This is a genomic window from Paludibacter sp., from assembly GCF_009712605.1.
Lineage (GTDB): Bacteria > Bacteroidota > Bacteroidia > Bacteroidales > Paludibacteraceae > Microbacter.
Genome location: NZ_WASO01000015.1, coordinates 57,041 through 73,600 on the forward strand (window position 1 = coordinate 57,041; position 16,560 = coordinate 73,600).

A 16,560-nucleotide genomic window follows, 5' to 3' on the forward strand; every position below is an offset into this window, starting at 1 on the left:
TTGAGTAATTTAGCTTCGTCTTGCAGATTTTCTTCCATTGTAATGTACAGGATCGTATCGAGAAAAGTATTGTCCTGGTTGATGTTAAAAGCTGTGATACCCTTGCTGGTTTAGGCGGGTGTCACAGTTTTTTGCTTATAATTCAAACAGCTGTTGCACGATTTCGTCATTGGCATTGTCGCGATAACGAGCCACAAAATCTTTGGGAGACATGTTGAAATAGCTCTTAAATGATTTTGAGAAATAGGAAGGTTCCGAGAAACCCACCTCGTAGGCTACCTCCGAAATGGATATTTTGTCCTGAATAAGCATTAGTCCTGCTTTTTTCATGCGCACCGACTTTATCAGGTCGTTGGGCGAACTTCCGAACAACTCCTTGGTGCGCCGGTACAGGTGAACGCGGCTCAAAGCGACTGCATGACTTAGTTCTTCTACGCCGAAATCCGCATCGGAGATGTGACTCGAAATAGCATCCATCACTCTCTTTTTCAATTTGTCGTCTCCCGAGTCTACGGACTTGGATGGTTCAACCTGCTGCGATTGTATTACATTGAGGTAGTTCTCTTTGATACGAAGCATTTCGCCGATAACAGTACGTAATCGTTTTTTACTTCGCTGACGTATTTGATAGATGCGGTATTGGCTGTATACGAGCGAAAGGATGATGATGAAATAACACAGTTTGCTCCACCACGACCAATACCAGGGAGAGGTGATGATAACATCGATAGAAGTTTCGGTGGTTTGCAGGTTTTTGCCTTCGCTGATGCTTTGCACGCGGAGCGTATAGTGCCCCGGAGGCAGCTGGTTGTACACCGCCAGCGGATTGTCGGCCGTGGCCGAGTGCCACACGGATTCGTAACCTTTTAACTGATAAACGTAGCGAAGTTGAGAGGACGCTGCATAGTTGGGTGTGGTAAAGCGTATGGAAAAGGAGTTCTGATTATAGGGAAGGGTGATGCGGGTTGCATAGCCTATTGCCGCATCAAGAAAGTTGTGACCGGCATTGAAGTCGTAGGTTATCGATTTTCCGTTTACATTGAGCGAACTAAAGTGTATCGGATTCCATTCAGTCTTGCTGTTGATGATTGAAACCGGATTGAAGGTGATAATTCCGTTATCGCCTCCGAAAGCGATTGTTCCGTTGGCATAGCAATATACGGCGTTGCTGTGGAAGTCTCCTATTTTTCGGATGTCGTATGAAGCGAACAGGCGCATACTCTCACTTGCGGGGTCAAACCGTACGATCCCCTTATTGGTGCTCATCCAGATGGCATTGTCGTTGCCCGCAGCCAGTGCTAGCACCGAAATGGCTTTGTTGTCGGAATCTAACGAATAGTGCCGGCATGAATTATTTTTGTCATTGTACACAAACAGACCGTTGTTTGTGCCGATATATATTAATCCTTTGCTTTCAAGAAAGGTGCGTACCGAACTGTTGTCGATTGCTTCCAGTCGGTAGTTGTACAGACGATTTGTATTCGGATCGTAGCAGTCGCAGTTGGAGCTCCCTATCCATAAGCGGCCTTTTGAATCTAGTTTCAGTGCAAACACCCAGGGGCTGGCAATTGCGATGTGGCTCATTTCTCCCGAACGAAGGTCGATGCGATTAAGCCCCGTGCCGATGTTGGCGATGTACAATGCGTTGCGAGTCGGGTCGCATTCCAAATAGCAGCTGTTTTTGTTGATAATGTCTTTTGTGTCGGGAATCTTTTTTGCGACTCCGCGATCGTAGCAATAGAGCCCGCTTCCGTAGGTGGCTATCCATATTCTCCCTGTAGGGTCAGTCGTCATATGTTGTACGGCGTTGTTGCAGAAAGAGGGTAGGTGCAGTTGCTGCAGGTTATCGTAGCTTCTACCATAGAAAACGCCATTGCCGTCGGTGCTGACCATGATGTTCCCGTTATTGGCATGGTTAAAAGAGGTGACCGCAGATTGAATAGGAATGGCGGATGCACCCGTAATTTGCTGAAAATTGAAATTGCCCGATGCCGATGGCACTACCAACATGCCCTTTTGATAGATGCCGATGTAAAGATTTCCCCAGCGATCTTCAATCATGCTGTGGATTTTGCAATATGCCAGATCGAGCGGTGTATCCTGTATTTTGTAGTCGGTAATGGTATTTTTTGCAAGCTCTATTTTGCCGATGCCATTGCTTTCGCATCCAACCAGCAGTGTGCCGTCCCTGCGTTGTATCAGGCATTGAGCACTCGTGAATTTGGTGGGTTTCGATGTTAATTTTCTCAATTGACGTTTGCCTTCGTCGAAGATCAAAACTCCATTCCACTTATCGCATATCAGGAGTGTATGAGTCAATTTATCTTCGAGAAAATCGGTGATTTCCATGTCAGACGATTGTATGCCGAATCCTTTGGAGTTGATTGGCAGCGGACGAAAACTCTTCAGGTCAATCACCTCCAGGTTGGAGCCAACGACCCAGAGACGCGATTTGGAATCGACGTAGATGCGCCTTGGTACGATATTTTTCAGCGCTTGTCTGAGAGCGGCGGTGGCTTTCTCCGCCACTTTATGGGTTCGTATGTCGATAATGTAGAAGCCATCTATTCCGCTTCCGAGAAGCAATTGTTTGCCACCGGGTAAAAGTATGATGTCGGAAATAGTGATTGCTTTCCCTTTGCGTGAGGTATTATCATCTTCGTCCTTTTCCAGACGAATATGCTCGAAGGATTCTTTTTCGGGATGAAAAAGCTGTAAGCCGCGAGTGGTTCCGATCCAATATTGTCCCAGAGGATCGGTGGTGAAGCGATAGACGGTGTTGCTTCGTAATCTGTTTTGGCCTCTTGCTTCATAAAAGGAAGTCAGACCGAATCCGTCAAAACGGGCTAACCCGCCATAGTTGCAAATCCATATATTGCCTTTGTTATCCTGATTCATGAAGATGAACTGACTGCCCGGAAGGCCATCAGCGGAAGTAAACAGTCTTGCTCCCTGTGCCTGTACTTTGGTCAGCACACAGAATAAGAGCAGGGATAGCAAAAGCTTGTATTTCATCCGTACAAAAGTGTTTTTTAGGTCAGATAGAATTGAGCTTCCGAAATCATCGAAGCTAACTCACATGATGTTGTTCATTCGTGTTTGGTTCCTCAATAAACATGCTCGTTTCATAGTGAACAAAAAATGGAATACAAATCTTGTTGCTACGATAACGTGGATGAAATTGACCAGAAAGAAGATGCCATCCGACTTGTATTTGAGGCTTTCAAAGGTACGGATATATTGGAATAATTCAAGGCAATGGACTACTGTTTTTAAGTGTTGTCTAAGACTGAAAATGCGTAAAAAAGCGTGTTAATGGCCTGAAATTTAAGAAGTGTAACAAATTCACCACTTTTCTGTAACATAAGTACAAGTGGGCGTAGCAACTAAAATGTACTTTTGTGACGGAAAACATAAATAGGAAAACGGGGAAAGTGTCCGGTTTATGTTTTTGGATAGTGCAAACAATCAAAAGCCATATTCGATTATTAACTCAAATCTAAAAAAGTCATGAAGTGTATTTTCTCTCTGCTATGCTTTGTCATGGTGTCGGTGATTAGTCTCCAGGCTCTGACCTTCCAAAAAACCGACCAGGGTGCTAAGTCAGTCATTAATTCTACCGGAGTTGAGGTCCGCTTTTACTCTCCCTCCATCGTGCGAATACTGAAATGGCCTGCCGGAAGTGATTTCAACAAGCAAAGCCTTTCGGTGACGAAAACCCCTGAAAAAACAAAAATTTCGGTTGCGCAACAGGGTGACCGGCTTTTGCTGAAAAGTAGCAAAATGCTCGTTGTGCTGAACCTTAAAAACGGTACAGTGTCGTTTCAGGATGTCCGCGGCAATGCATTGCTGAACGAAAAAGAGCAAAGTGCCTCCTTCACTCCTTTCAACGATGCCGGAACCAAGACATATAGCGTGGGGCAGGAATTTTCACTCGATAAAGACGAAGCAATTTATGGTCTGGGACAGCAGCAAGGCGGCAAAATGTCGCAGCGCAATGTGACGCTCCACATGGTGCAGGGTAATACGGACGATTATGTGCCGTTTTTTGTCTCAACCAAAGGATATGGCCTGTTCTGGGATAACTATTCTCCTACCACCTTTGAAGATAAACCGGAAACCACTCTTTTTAAGTCGGACGTGGGCGATGGCATCGACTACTATTTTATGGTGGGCGGCAGTCTGGATGGCTCGGTGGCCTGCATGCGCGACCTGACCGGTCAGGCTCCTATGTTTCCATTGTGGACGTATGGTTTTTGGCAGAGCAAAGAACGTTACAAAAGCCAGAACGAACTGGTGGGCGTTGTAAAAAAGTACAGAGAACTGGGAGTGCCTCTCGACGGGATTATTCAGGACTGGCAATACTGGGGCAATAACTACCTGTGGAATGCTATGGAATTTCTGAATACAGAATTTCCTCAACCGAAAAAGATGGTAGACGACATCCACAATATGAATGCACACCTTATTATTTCGATCTGGTCGTCGTTCGGACCGCAAACAAAACAGTTCCGAGAAATGGAACCGAAAGGAATGTTGTTGAACTTCGGCACATGGCCACAATCGGGGACGGAAGCATGGCCTCCCAACCGTGATTATCCGTCGGGCGTGCAACCGTATGACCCGTACAACCCAGAGGCTCGTGATATTTACTGGAAATACCTCAATAAAGGACTCTTTTCTCTGGGTATCGACGGTTGGTGGATGGATTCTACAGAACCAGATCATCTGGATTTCAAGCCTTCCGATTTTGACCTGAAAACCTATCTCGGCTCTTTCCGTAAAGTGCGCAACGCATTTCCGCTGATGGCCGTTGGCGGAGTTTCCGAACATCAGCGTGGTGTAAGTTCCGACAAGCGTGTATTCATTCTTACCCGTTCTGCCTTTGCCGGGCAACAACGCTACGGAGCTAATACCTGGTCGGGCGATGTGAACTCGTCATGGCAATCGTTACGGAATCAAATTCCTGCCGGACTTAATTTCTCATTGAGCGGTATTCCTTACTGGAACACTGATATAGGCGGATTTTTTGCCGGTAGCTACAACCGGGGCTGGAGCGATGGAAGCGGAGCTAAGAATCCATTGTATCAGGAGTTGTATGTGAGATGGCTTCAGTTTGGAACATTCACGCCGATGATGCGTTCGCATGGGACTGATGTGCCCCGTGAAATATACAATTTCGGGACGAAAGGCGAGCCTATTTTCGATGCAATAGACAAATCGATTAACCTGCGTTATGCCATGTTGCCTTACATTTATTCTGCAGCATGGAGCGTAACCAAAGATCAGTCGACCATGATGCGCGCGCTGGCAATGGATTTTCAGGATAACAATGTTCGTAACATGAATGATGAGTACATGTTTGGAAAATCTATTTTGGTTGCACCTGTCGTACATGCGCAATACACACCAGAAACGATTGTGAAAACCGACGAAAACTCGGGCTGGAACAAAAACGACAAGAAAGACAACAAAGCCGTTGCGGTGGACTTTACCCAGCCAAAATTGGCAAAGACATACTTGCCAGCCGGGACGTCATGGTTTGATTTCTGGACGAATACAAAATATAACGGCGGACAAGAAATTGAGCTTACCACCACGATAGATAAAATACCTTTGTTCGTAAAAGCAGGAAGCATCATTCCTTTTGGTCCTAAGGTACAATTTGCAACTGAAAAGAAATGGGATGACCTTGAAATCCGCGTTTTTGAAGGAGCAAACGGAGAATTCACGTTGTACGAAGACGAAAACGATAACTACAATTACGAAAAAGGGATTTACTCTACCATTACCTTCAAATGGGATGATAAATCGAAAAGCCTGACTATTGCCGACCGCAAAGGAACGTTCCCGGGCATGCTTGCAGAACGGAAATTCCACGTTGTGAAAATTGCAGCTAATGGCAATAAGACAGAAAAAGAGGTGGTTTACAATGGTAAAAAAGTGACGGTTAAATAATAGAGGTTATTTCGGATAGATTATTACGAAATTGATTAATACTATTTTGTTCAGACCTCTCCTCCTAGACTCCTCTCTCAAGGAGAGGAGGAGTACGACGGTAACAATTTGATATAAAGCTTATTAATACAGATGTGAAGCCCCTCTCTTCGGGAGAGGGGTTTGGGTCTGACGATAAATATCTGACTCCGACACGAAGTCGTCGTGAGGAGAGGTCAAATGCTGAAATTAAGAAATAAATTAAACGGTATAATTTCTAATAACCCGCATAAGAAAATCAAATGAACACAACATTGAAGGGTTTCGCATGCTTACTGGCTTTGTTTGCATGTTTCTACGGCAATGCTCACAACCCTATTATACAAACCAAATATACTGCCGATCCTGCACCGTTGGCATACAACGATACGGTATATCTGTACACCAGTCACGACGAAGATAATGCCGAGCGGTTTGTGATGCAAAACTGGATGTTGTACACTTCTACCGATATGGTAAACTGGACTGACAGAGGAATCATTGCAGGTGTTTCAGAGCCATATAAAACGTTTAAGTGGGCAGATGGTCATAGCGCATGGGCACCTCAATGCGTTGCGCGGCACGGCAAATTTTATTTATACTGCCCTACAATTTATCAGGGGAAAATGGCAATTGGTGTAGCAGTATCCAACAATCCTTATGGCCCTTTTGTCGACGAGCTCGGAAAACCACTCATCTACCGGTCTAACCCTGGTGATTACGATCCGACTGTGTTTGTGGATGATGATGGTCAGGCATATATTTACTGGGGAGGAAACGGACCTTGCTACTTTGCTAAATTGAATGATGACATGATTTCTCTTGCGGGAGATATTCAGGTTGCTTCAATTGATTTTACCGGAACTCCGCCTGAGGCTGCCTATACCGAAGGTCCGTGGTTGTGGAAGAAAAACAAACATTATTATCTGGCATGGGCATCGCGTTGTTGTCCCGAAGGAATTGGATATGCTATGAGTGATAGTCCGACAGGCCCATGGAAATGCAAGGGGACAATTATGGATCCGGATAAACGATCGTCAGGTAATCATCCTGGGATAATCGATTTCAAAGGCAATTCGTATGTGTTCGGGTTTAATTATGCCATTATGAAACAAACCATGGCCAAACATTACGAGCGTCGTTCTATCTGTGTCGAGCAAATGACTTATAATGCCGACGGAACTATTCAGAAACTGCCGTGGTGGTCAACTACTGGTGTTAAACAAATAGGAACATTAGATCCTTACAGGCAAAACGAAGCCGAAACAATGGCATACAGCGAAGGCGTAAAGACAGATAAATTACCAGTCTGGGAACGTGATGATATATGGAACAGAGGTAAAAAGTTGGGTGATATCATGTTTGTGACAGCCATTCATAATGGTGATTACATTATGGTTCAGGGTGTGAATTTTTCAAAAGGTTGCTCATCTGTCGATTTAAGAATTGAATCTCTTTATGGCGGTAAAATTGAAATCCGCATAGATAAACAAGATGGCCCGGTAGTTGGCATTGCTAATGTCGCAACTTCGGGCGAAGGCGATATTTGGAAAACGATTACGGCCAAAGTGAAAAGCATAAAAGGCGTTCACGATCTTTATTTCGTTTTCAAAGGAGAAAAAGACCTGTTCAATTTCGACTGGTGGCAGTTTAAGTAACATCCAAAAATCGTGTAATGAAAGGTAACAGTAAACTAAAGTATCTTTTCGTTCTTGCAGGGATTATTTTGATTAAATCAGTTTCTGTCAATGCATCAGATAAGGTCAATTTCAGAACTCCATCTCAATTCATTCAACACATTGCGACGTCAAAATCTTTTAAAATTGTGGCTAATGGAGCTGCATCACAAATAATTGTCGATCCTGCCGACTGGAAAGGCGTTATACGTGCAGCAAACGACTTGGGTGATGATGTTCGCAAAGTTTCTGGTGTTGCAGCCAACGTGAAGCAAGCCGTAACTCCCGAGCCAGGTTCCATTATTATCGGTACGATTGGTAAAAGCCGCCTGATAGACAAGCTTGTAGCTGATAAGAAAATAGATGTCTCAGACATTAAAGGTCAATGGGAATCATTTCTTATTCAGACGGTGGATGGAAACCTGATCGTTGCCGGAAGCGACAAACGCGGAACTATTTATGGAATCTACGACATTTCCGAAAAAATTGGAGTATCTCCCTGGTATTTCTGGGCTGATGTTCCTGCAAAAAGAAGTAATGCATTATATGTTAAGGCAGGGCGTTACGTTCAGGATTCTCCCAAAGTAAAATATCGCGGTATTTTTATCAACGATGAATCTCCCTCTTTCACCGGTTGGTGCAACGCTAAATTCGGCGGTGTGAACTCCAAAATGTATGTAAATATGTTTGAATTGCTTTTACGGTTAAAAACCAACTACTTGTGGCCAGCCATGTGGAGCAATGCATTTAATGAAGATGATCCTATGAGTCCGGTTTTAGCCGACGAATATGGTATTGTGATGGGAACTTCGCACCACGAACCTATGATGCGGGCTCAAAAGGAATATACTAAACGCAAGGAAGAAATCGGTGCTTGGGACTTTGTTACAAATAGTGCGAATCTTGAAAAATTTTGGTTTGACGGTCTCAACCGGAACAAAAATTATGAGAACCTGATTACTATGAGTATGCGTGGTGATGGTGATGTGGCCATGGGAAAAGGGAATGACCTCGAAAATATCAAAACGTTGCAGGATGTAATAAAAAGTCAGAGGGATATTATCCACAAGGTTTATAATGACGATCCGGCTAATCATCCTCAGTTGTGGGCTATTTTTACCGAAGTTCAGCGCTACTACGATGCGGGATTCAATGTGCCGGAGGATATTACGCTGCTGTTTTGCGACAACAACTGGGGGTATATACGACGTATTTTGCCTCCAAAAGAAAAAAACAGGAAAGGTGGCGCCGGATTGTATTATCACATCGATATGAATGGAGGGCCAAATAACGACCGTTGGGTTAATACAACCACTATTCCGAAACTTCGTGAGCAGTTAAATCTGGCTTACCAAAGCGGACTCGACCGTATATGGATCATTAACGTAGGCGATTTGAAACCGAAGGAACTTCCTATCGATTTCATTATGCATTTTGCCTGGAATCCAGATGCTTATCCGGTAGACAAAGCATTGAATTATACGATTAACTGGGCTAAAGGTATTTTTGGCGAAGAACATGCCGAAGAAATTGCTGATATTGTTTCTAAGTATTCAAAATACAATCTTCTAAGAAAGGCAGAGGTTCAATCACCCCAAATATTCAGCTATGTCAACTACAATGAAGCCGACCGGATGCTTAAACTTTGGCGCGATGTGGTAGCAAAAGCCGAAGCGTTGGAAACGAAAATTGCACCTGAAGCAAAAGATGCTTACTACCAGTTGGTGCTTTATCCAACCAAAGCTTCTGCGGGCATTGCCGAAATTTATCTTTCAATAGGTAAAAATCACCTCTACGCCAAACAAGGACGGGTCAGTGCCAATGATTATGCCCAACGAGCAAAAGATCTTTTCAATCTCGATAAAGAATTAAGTGATTATTATAACAATCAAATGTCCAATGGGAAGTGGAAAAACATGATGTCCGATATTCATATCGGTTACACTAGTTGGCAAATGCCCCGGGAAAGCAAACTGCCCGAAGTGAAAAATGTCACGCCGCTTCCCGAACCAACTTTGGGTGTTGCTGTCGAAGGGTCTGAAGCGGCATGGCCAGGTGATGCAGGAAAACCTCAGCTTCCTGTATTTGACAGACTTAAAAATCAATCATATTATATAGATATCTTCAATAGAGGCGTCGGTTCTTTTCTGTTTGAAGCAAAAGCCAATAAGCCATGGATTAAATTAAATATGACCAAGGGTAAGGTTGAAAAGGATGTACGACTAATGGTAGATGTTGACTGGAAAACATTGTCCGAAGGCAAATCGGATGGCATTGTTGAAATAAGGAAAGGCAACGAGCGTGTTTCTGTATCGGTTAGTGCCGTAAAAGCAGCCTTGCCCAAAGTAAAAGAACCTTATTTTGGAAACTTTACGGGCGAATTCACCATCCCAGCTGAGGAATTTAATGTTAGTACTCCGGGCAAAAATGCAAAATGGATCATTTTGCCTGACCTAGGAAAAGGTAGAGCTTGTATGGGTATTTACCCCGTAACCACCCCAAGTACTACTGCCTCTGATGGGCCGAAACTTGAGTATAAAGTATTCCTCCCAACTGCCGGAAAAACTACTGTTTGCTTGGGCATTCTACCAACTCAGGATGTCTATCCTCAGCGTGGTTTGAGAATCGCTGTTGCATTAGACGGTCAGGAGCCACAGGTATTGGACGCACGAAAAGGATTTTATGATGAGTTTAAAGAATATACTCCCGAAATCTTGGCAAGATCAACGGTCTTAAAGCCTTATCCACCACTTAACAAAGACATTGCGTTAATTGGCGCCAGCCAATTTCGAAGAAATGAGATTTTTGACAATATGCGCTGGCTTGACTTTGAGGTGGATGTAAAAGAACCGGGTATCCATACCCTGAAAATCATTATGATTGATCCTGAAGTGGTGGTTGAAAAGATCGTAGTAAATCCGGATAATAATCATCCAAGTTATTTCGGTGCTCCCTCTATCCAGCATAATGCTAAATAAATCTATTGAAGTAAAAATTGATACTTTATAGTTGTGTGGATTCTGTTGGGTGATCGTATGATGCATATTTTTAACAGCTTAAATGTTGACGTAAAGAAATGCTTTATTCTCATTGTACAATCAGCGTTTTGATTATTCCCTATTAGTGGATAGCACTTCCTGTTGACGGACAGAATAATTTTGAAACATTAGAAAAATGATTGTAATTGGGTCAATAATAGATTGATAGAATCAGGCAAAAAGTGTACATTTGTTCCTTTTATGCTTGAAAAAACAAGGAATAACCTTGCGCTATCTCAGTAACTTTTCCCTTGTTTTGAATTAATGAACAATCAGATATAAATTAACGAATTATGAACCTTAGATCATTCAAACTTCTTTGTGTGTTTTTGCTTGCAGGTTTCTGCATCTTACAAGCGCAAACAACCCCCAAGTACTGGCAATTTGCCGCCACTCCGCCGCTCGGATGGAACAGTTGGGATTGTTTTGGAACAACCGTAACCGAACAACAGGTAAAGGAACAGGCCGATGCGATGGTCAAATACCTTTTGCCAAGCGGTTATAAGTATCTGACCGTAGACATACAATGGTACGAACCTGAATCGAAAGGTCATTCGTATAAACCGGGTGCAATGCTTACGATGGATGAGTACGGCCGTCTTACTCCCGGATTGAAAAAATTTCCTTCGGCCGCCAACGGCAAAGGTTTTAAGCCTCTGGCCGATTATGTGCATTCCAAAGGATTGAAATTTGGTATTCACATCATGCGGGGCATTCCCCGTATAGCGGTCGATAAAAATCTGCCGGTATTGGGAACAAACGCAAAGGCTCAGGACATTGCCGTAAAAAGCTCTACCTGCGCCTGGAATCCCGATATGTACGGTGTGGATGCTACCAAACCGGAAGGACAGGCATACTACTATTCTATTGTAAAAATGTATGCCGACTGGGGTGTGGATTTTATAAAGTGTGACGATATTTCACGCCCTTACGACGATGTGCAGAAAGCTGAAATTGAAGCCCTGCGCAAGGCTATCGACAAAACCGGTCGTCCCATCGTGTTGAGTTTGTCGCCCGGTGCAACGCCGGTGAAGATGGGAGAACACGTTATGAATCATGCCAACATGTGGCGTATCACCGACGATTTTTGGGATCGCTGGGGCGCCTTGCTGGCGATGTTCGAACGGATGGATGTATGGACTCCGTATCGCGACGCAGGCCATTTCCCCGATGGCGACATGTTGCCTTTAGGGCTGATCGAATTCAACCGACCTACACATTTCACCAAAGACGAACAATATACCTTGATGAGCCTTTGGGCTATCGGTCGTTCGCCGCTGATTTTCGGTGGCGACATGACCAAGATCGACGCCTTCACCAAAGAAATGCTGACGAACCCCGAAATGTTGAAAGTGAACCAGCACAGCAAAAACAACCGTCAGGTATACCGCGATAAGAATCTGATAGTATGGACTGCTGATGTGCCCGGAAGTAAAGATAAATACGTGGCCCTTTTCAATGCCCAAAGCAAAGGCGACAACATCGATTTTGCGAATGCCGACTATGCAAGCCCTGTAATCGCAGGCAAGGGTCGTTCTCAAAAAGTGGAAGTGTCGGTAAAAGACGGTAAACGACTGGTGCTTTTTGTGAAAGACGGTGGCAACGGTAACGACTGGGATCATGTGGCCTGGGTTGATCCTGTACTTCACGGTCCGAAAGGAGATCTGAAACTGACCGACCTGAAGTGGATCAGTGCGACTGCCGGTTGGGGAGCTGCTCAGGTAAATAAGGCTTGCGATGGTAAACCGTTGCAGGTGAATGGTCAAGCCGTCACTGGCATTGGCACTCATGCAGAATCAACGATTATTTACGACTTACCGGAAGGGTATGACACCTTCTCTGCGACAGGTTATGTGACGCAGGAAACGGGCTCGGTTGTTTTTGGAGCACTTGTGGATAAAGGCAAAATGGATCTTCCGGACAAAGCTGATGTGAAGGTTAATTTTCAATCCATTGGTATCAAGGGTAAAGCGAAAGTGCGTGACCTTTGGGCGCATAAGGATCTGGGAACTTTTAGCGGAGCATTCAGTCGGGAATTGAAGCAACACGGCGCCGGACTTTACCGGATTACGCCCGTTCAATAGGCGATACTGTTATTCAGTCTAATATTCCCTTTGTTTGATATAAAATACATACTTGAAACATGATAAGTAATTTGAAATTTGCGACATTTCTTTTGTTTGTGATAGCCTCGATGCTGTCTGGTACCGAAACTCTTTCCGCACAAACCGTCTGGCTCGACCAGTTGGATCTCAGTGCCGCCACACAGGGTTACGGCGTGCCCGGAAAAAATAAATCGTTGGATGGTAAAACAATAACGATTGCGGGAAAAACATTCGAGCGTGGTTTTTCAACCCATTCGGTGAGTTCGTTGTTGGTTTTGCTTGAAGGCAAGGCGGTTAATTTTACTGCTCAGGTGGGGATCGACGATGAGGTTGCCGGCCACGATCCTGCGGTTGAGTTTCAACTCTTTGGCGACGGCAAAAAAATATGGACCAGCGGTCTGATGAAACTGGGAGATGCAGCAAAGGCTTGCTCGGTACAGCTTACCGGCATAAACAAGCTCGAATTGATGGTAACCGATGGCGGCAACGGTAATTATTACGACCATGCCGATTGGGCGAATGCTAAATTCGAGGCAAAAGGTGTTACTACTTTCAAAACCTACAATCCGGTAAGCAGCGTGCCATATATCTTGACACCCAAAGCGTCGGACAAACCCCGCATCAATAGTGCTGCGGTTTTCGGTGTACGTCCGGGTTCTCCGTTTCAATACTTTGTAGCAGCAACCGGCGACCGTCCGATGACGTTCTCTGCAAAAGGTCTCCCCGAAGGTCTGAAAATTGATTCTAAAACCGGAATTATCACCGGTTCTCTTGCTAAAGCGGGAACATACGAGGTGGTGCTTAGCGCTAAAAATGCTAAAGGACAAGCAAGTAAAAAACTTCGTGTAGTATGCGGCGATCGTATTGCACTCACTCCACCAATGGGATGGAATAGCTGGAACTGTTTTGCCGGCGAAGTTTCTGCCGATAAGGTGAAGCGAGCTGCCGATGCGATGGTAAAAAGCGGTCTTGTCAATCACGGTTGGACATACATTAATATTGATGACTTCTGGCAGAATCACCGCGACTCGAAAGATCAGTCGTTACGGGGCAAATTCCGCGACGAAGCCGGATATATTATTCCAAACGCCCGCTTTGGCGACATGAAACCGCTGGCTGATTATGTGCATGGTCTTGGACTGAAAATCGGCTTGTATTCCAGTCCCGGTCCCTGGACCTGCGGAGGTTGCGCCGGGAGCTATGGTTATGAAAAGCAGGATGCCGAAAGCTATGCAAAATGGGGTTTCGACTATCTGAAATACGACTGGTGCAGCTACGGAAACGTAATCGACGGACTGCCCGAAAATGATCCGAACAAAGTATCTTCTTTGTCTTACAAAGGTGGTAACCAATTGAATACCGCAATCAAGCCGTATAAAGTGATGGGTGAATACCTCCGTCAGCAGCCCCGCGATATTGTTTACAGTTTATGCCAGTACGGTATGTCGGATGTGTGGAAATGGGGCGACTCGGTGAGTGGCAATTGCTGGCGTACCACAAACGATATTACCGACACATGGGAAAGCGTGAAAAGCATTGCTCTTGATCAGGATAAATCTGCCGCATGGGCAAAACCGGGCAACTGGAACGACCCTGATATGCTGGTAGTAGGTACTGTAGGTTGGGGAAATCCGCATAAAAGTAAGCTGAAGCCCGATGAACAATACCTGCACATTAGTCTGTGGAGCCTTTTCTCGTCACCACTTCTTATTGGCTGCGATATGGAAAAACTGGACGATTTTACCTATAGCTTGCTGACGAATGATGAGGTGATTGAAGTAAACCAGGATCCGTTGGGGAAAGAGGCTGTCTGTGCCCAGACGATGGGCGATGTACGTGTTTACGTGAAAGAACTCGAAGATGGTAGCAAAGCGGTTGGTTTTTGCAATTTCGGTCTTGATATAGCCCAACTTTCATACAAGGATTTTGCAAAACTCGGAATATCCGGAAAGCAGGTCGTGCGTGATTTATGGAGACAAAAGAATGTATCCGTAATCAACGCTACCAACGGACAACTTTCTCTGAAAGTACCTGTACATGGGGTGGTATTTTATAAGTTCACCCCGACAAAATAATACTATTCTACGATAACAGTAATAAAATAAATCTAATCCCGTGATGAACAAATTTTGGTTGCTATGTTGCTTTTGTGTGTCTTGTTTCTATTCTTTCGGTAGTCAAACACAGATCGAAAAATGGAAAGTCTTTGAGATCACCCTTCATGGTTCTGCTGCAGGAAATCCCTTTGTAGAAACCAAACTGACGGGGAGTTTTATCAACGGTAACGACACAATTTCCGTGCCGGGGTTTTATGATGGTGCCGGAATTTATAAGGTCAGGTTTATGCCTGCCAAAGAGGGGAAATGGAACTACACAACCACCAGCAACGCAAAAAAGCTCAATGGCGTAAAAGGGTCTTTTGTTTGCACAGCGGCCCGAAATGGAAATCGCGGGCCGGTGGCAGTCAAGGACACGTTCTTTTTTGCTTATGCCGACGGCACTCCTTACCATCCGTTCGGAACAACCTGCTACGCCTGGGTTCATCAGGGCGACAGTCTGGCCGACCTTACGCTCAAAACGTTATCCAAAGGCTATTTCAATAAGATGAGGATGTGTATCTTCCCTAAAAGTTACGACTGGAATAACAACGAACCTCCGCTTTATCCTTTCGAAGGAAAACCTTTGAAAGACTGGAACTACAGCAGGTTGAATCCAGCCTTTTTCCGGAATATCGAAAAGCGTATTCAGCAACTCGATTCTTTGGGCATCGAGGCCGATCTGATTGTTTTTCATCCTTACGATCGATGGAATTTCAGCAAGCTGGATCGGGCCACCGAGGATCTTTACATTAACTACATTATAGCCCGTTTTGCCGCCTATAAAAATGTGTGGTGGAGCATGGCCAATGAGTGGGATTTTATGGAGGCCAAAAAGCTGAGCGACTGGGATTATTATGTGGAACAATTCGGAACGAAAGATAAGTTTCACCACCTGTTGGGCATTCACAACGGGGTGAAGTTTTATGACCATAGCAATCCCTATATCACACATGCATGCATTCAGGCCGAAGATACCTACCGGGCCAAAGAGTACCGGATGAAATACAAAAAACCGGTTATTTTTGACGAATGCCGCTACGAGGGTAACATTCCATGGTCGTGGGGAAACCTTACAGCTCAGTCTTTGACCGAAAAATTCTGGCGAGGTGTAACCAACGGTGGTTATGTTGGTCACGGAGAAACCTACGTTACAGAGAATCCTGTCAAATTGCCCGGTGAATCGTCGGACGTTTTATGGTGGTCGAAAGGAGGCATCTTGCGTGGCGAAAGTCCCGACCGGATAAAATTTCTACATGCTATCCTTGACGCTGCTCCGTCCGATCTGCAACCGCTTCCGTTGTTTACGTGGATGCCTTTTTCCTGCGTTGGTATAACAGGAAAATATTACCTCGGCTATCTGAATGATGCCCAACCCCGCAGCATTGTGATTGACCTGCCCACAACGTCGCAGTTTCATGTCGATGTGATCGACACATGGAACATGACTATCACCCCGATCAATAAATTGTTTTCGGGACACAGCCTGATTGAACTGCCTGCGAAACCTTATATGGCAGTACGGATTATCAAACAACAATAAATACTGACAAATAATTACAAATGAAACGAACATGTTGCGCCACAACTCCCAAGAGATTCCTGTGGCTATCGGGAAATAATTCCAGCAACGTGGAGTTCCATACTACCTTAAACGAAAAAATTATCA

The 16,560-nt window shown here is 44.6% G+C and carries 7 protein-coding genes; 6 read left to right on the forward strand and 1 reads right to left on the reverse strand.

Translation table 11 applies throughout. The features are described from left to right. Positions 1–135: 135 nt before the first annotated feature. On the reverse strand, positions 136–3,015 hold the full coding sequence (locus tag F8N35_RS12855; RefSeq protein ID WP_293053723.1) for a two-component regulator propeller domain-containing protein: 2,880 nt from the start codon (positions 3,013–3,015) through the stop codon (positions 136–138). Positions 3,016–3,543: 528 nt separating this feature from the next. On the opposite strand from F8N35_RS12855, the gene F8N35_RS12860 reads away from it, so the two are divergent. The 6 genes from F8N35_RS12860 to F8N35_RS12885 all read left to right on the forward strand — a co-directional run bounded on the left by F8N35_RS12860 (position 3,544) and on the right by F8N35_RS12885 (position 16,434). Next, complete coding sequence (locus tag F8N35_RS12860; protein WP_293054572.1) at positions 3,544–5,958, forward strand: TIM-barrel domain-containing protein; 2,415 nt, start codon at positions 3,544–3,546, stop codon at positions 5,956–5,958. Between the two features lie 281 nt (positions 5,959–6,239). Next, positions 6,240–7,634 carry a family 43 glycosylhydrolase gene (locus F8N35_RS12865; RefSeq protein ID WP_293053725.1) on the forward strand — a complete coding sequence of 465 codons (1,395 nt, stop codon included), beginning with the start codon at positions 6,240–6,242 and terminating at the stop codon, positions 7,632–7,634. Between the two features lie 17 nt (positions 7,635–7,651). Next, the gene (locus tag F8N35_RS12870; RefSeq protein WP_293053727.1) at positions 7,652–10,630 is read left to right on the forward strand and encodes a glycosyl hydrolase 115 family protein; all 2,979 of its coding nucleotides are present in this window, start codon (positions 7,652–7,654) and stop codon (positions 10,628–10,630) included. Between the two features lie 353 nt (positions 10,631–10,983). Continuing rightward, positions 10,984–12,774 carry an NPCBM/NEW2 domain-containing protein gene (locus F8N35_RS12875; RefSeq protein WP_293053730.1) on the forward strand — a complete coding sequence of 597 codons (1,791 nt, stop codon included), beginning with the start codon at positions 10,984–10,986 and terminating at the stop codon, positions 12,772–12,774. Positions 12,775–12,833: 59 nt separating this feature from the next. Next, positions 12,834–14,870: an NPCBM/NEW2 domain-containing protein gene (locus tag F8N35_RS12880; RefSeq protein ID WP_293053733.1), complete on the forward strand. Its 2,037-nt coding sequence runs from the start codon at positions 12,834–12,836 to the stop codon at positions 14,868–14,870. Between the two features lie 43 nt (positions 14,871–14,913). Further along, positions 14,914–16,434, forward strand: coding sequence for a DUF5060 domain-containing protein (locus F8N35_RS12885; RefSeq protein ID WP_293053735.1), 1,521 nt, complete (start codon positions 14,914–14,916; stop codon positions 16,432–16,434). Positions 16,435–16,560: the final 126 nt, after the last annotated feature.

What these genes read in the sequence shown, in the direction of transcription:
- F8N35_RS12855 (WP_293053723.1), bottom strand. Translation starts at nt 3,015, where the DNA reads ATGAAATACAAGCTTTTGCTATCCCTGCTCTTATTCTGTGTGCTGACC.
- F8N35_RS12875 (WP_293053730.1), top strand. Translation starts at nt 10,984, where the DNA reads ATGAACCTTAGATCATTCAAACTTCTTTGTGTGTTTTTGCTTGCAGGT.
- F8N35_RS12860 (WP_293054572.1), top strand. Translation starts at nt 3,544, where the DNA reads ATGGTGTCGGTGATTAGTCTCCAGGCTCTGACCTTCCAAAAAACCGAC.
- F8N35_RS12865 (WP_293053725.1), top strand. Translation starts at nt 6,240, where the DNA reads ATGAACACAACATTGAAGGGTTTCGCATGCTTACTGGCTTTGTTTGCA.
- F8N35_RS12880 (WP_293053733.1), top strand. Translation starts at nt 12,834, where the DNA reads ATGATAAGTAATTTGAAATTTGCGACATTTCTTTTGTTTGTGATAGCC.
- F8N35_RS12885 (WP_293053735.1), top strand. Translation starts at nt 14,914, where the DNA reads ATGAACAAATTTTGGTTGCTATGTTGCTTTTGTGTGTCTTGTTTCTAT.
- F8N35_RS12870 (WP_293053727.1), top strand. Translation starts at nt 7,652, where the DNA reads ATGAAAGGTAACAGTAAACTAAAGTATCTTTTCGTTCTTGCAGGGATT.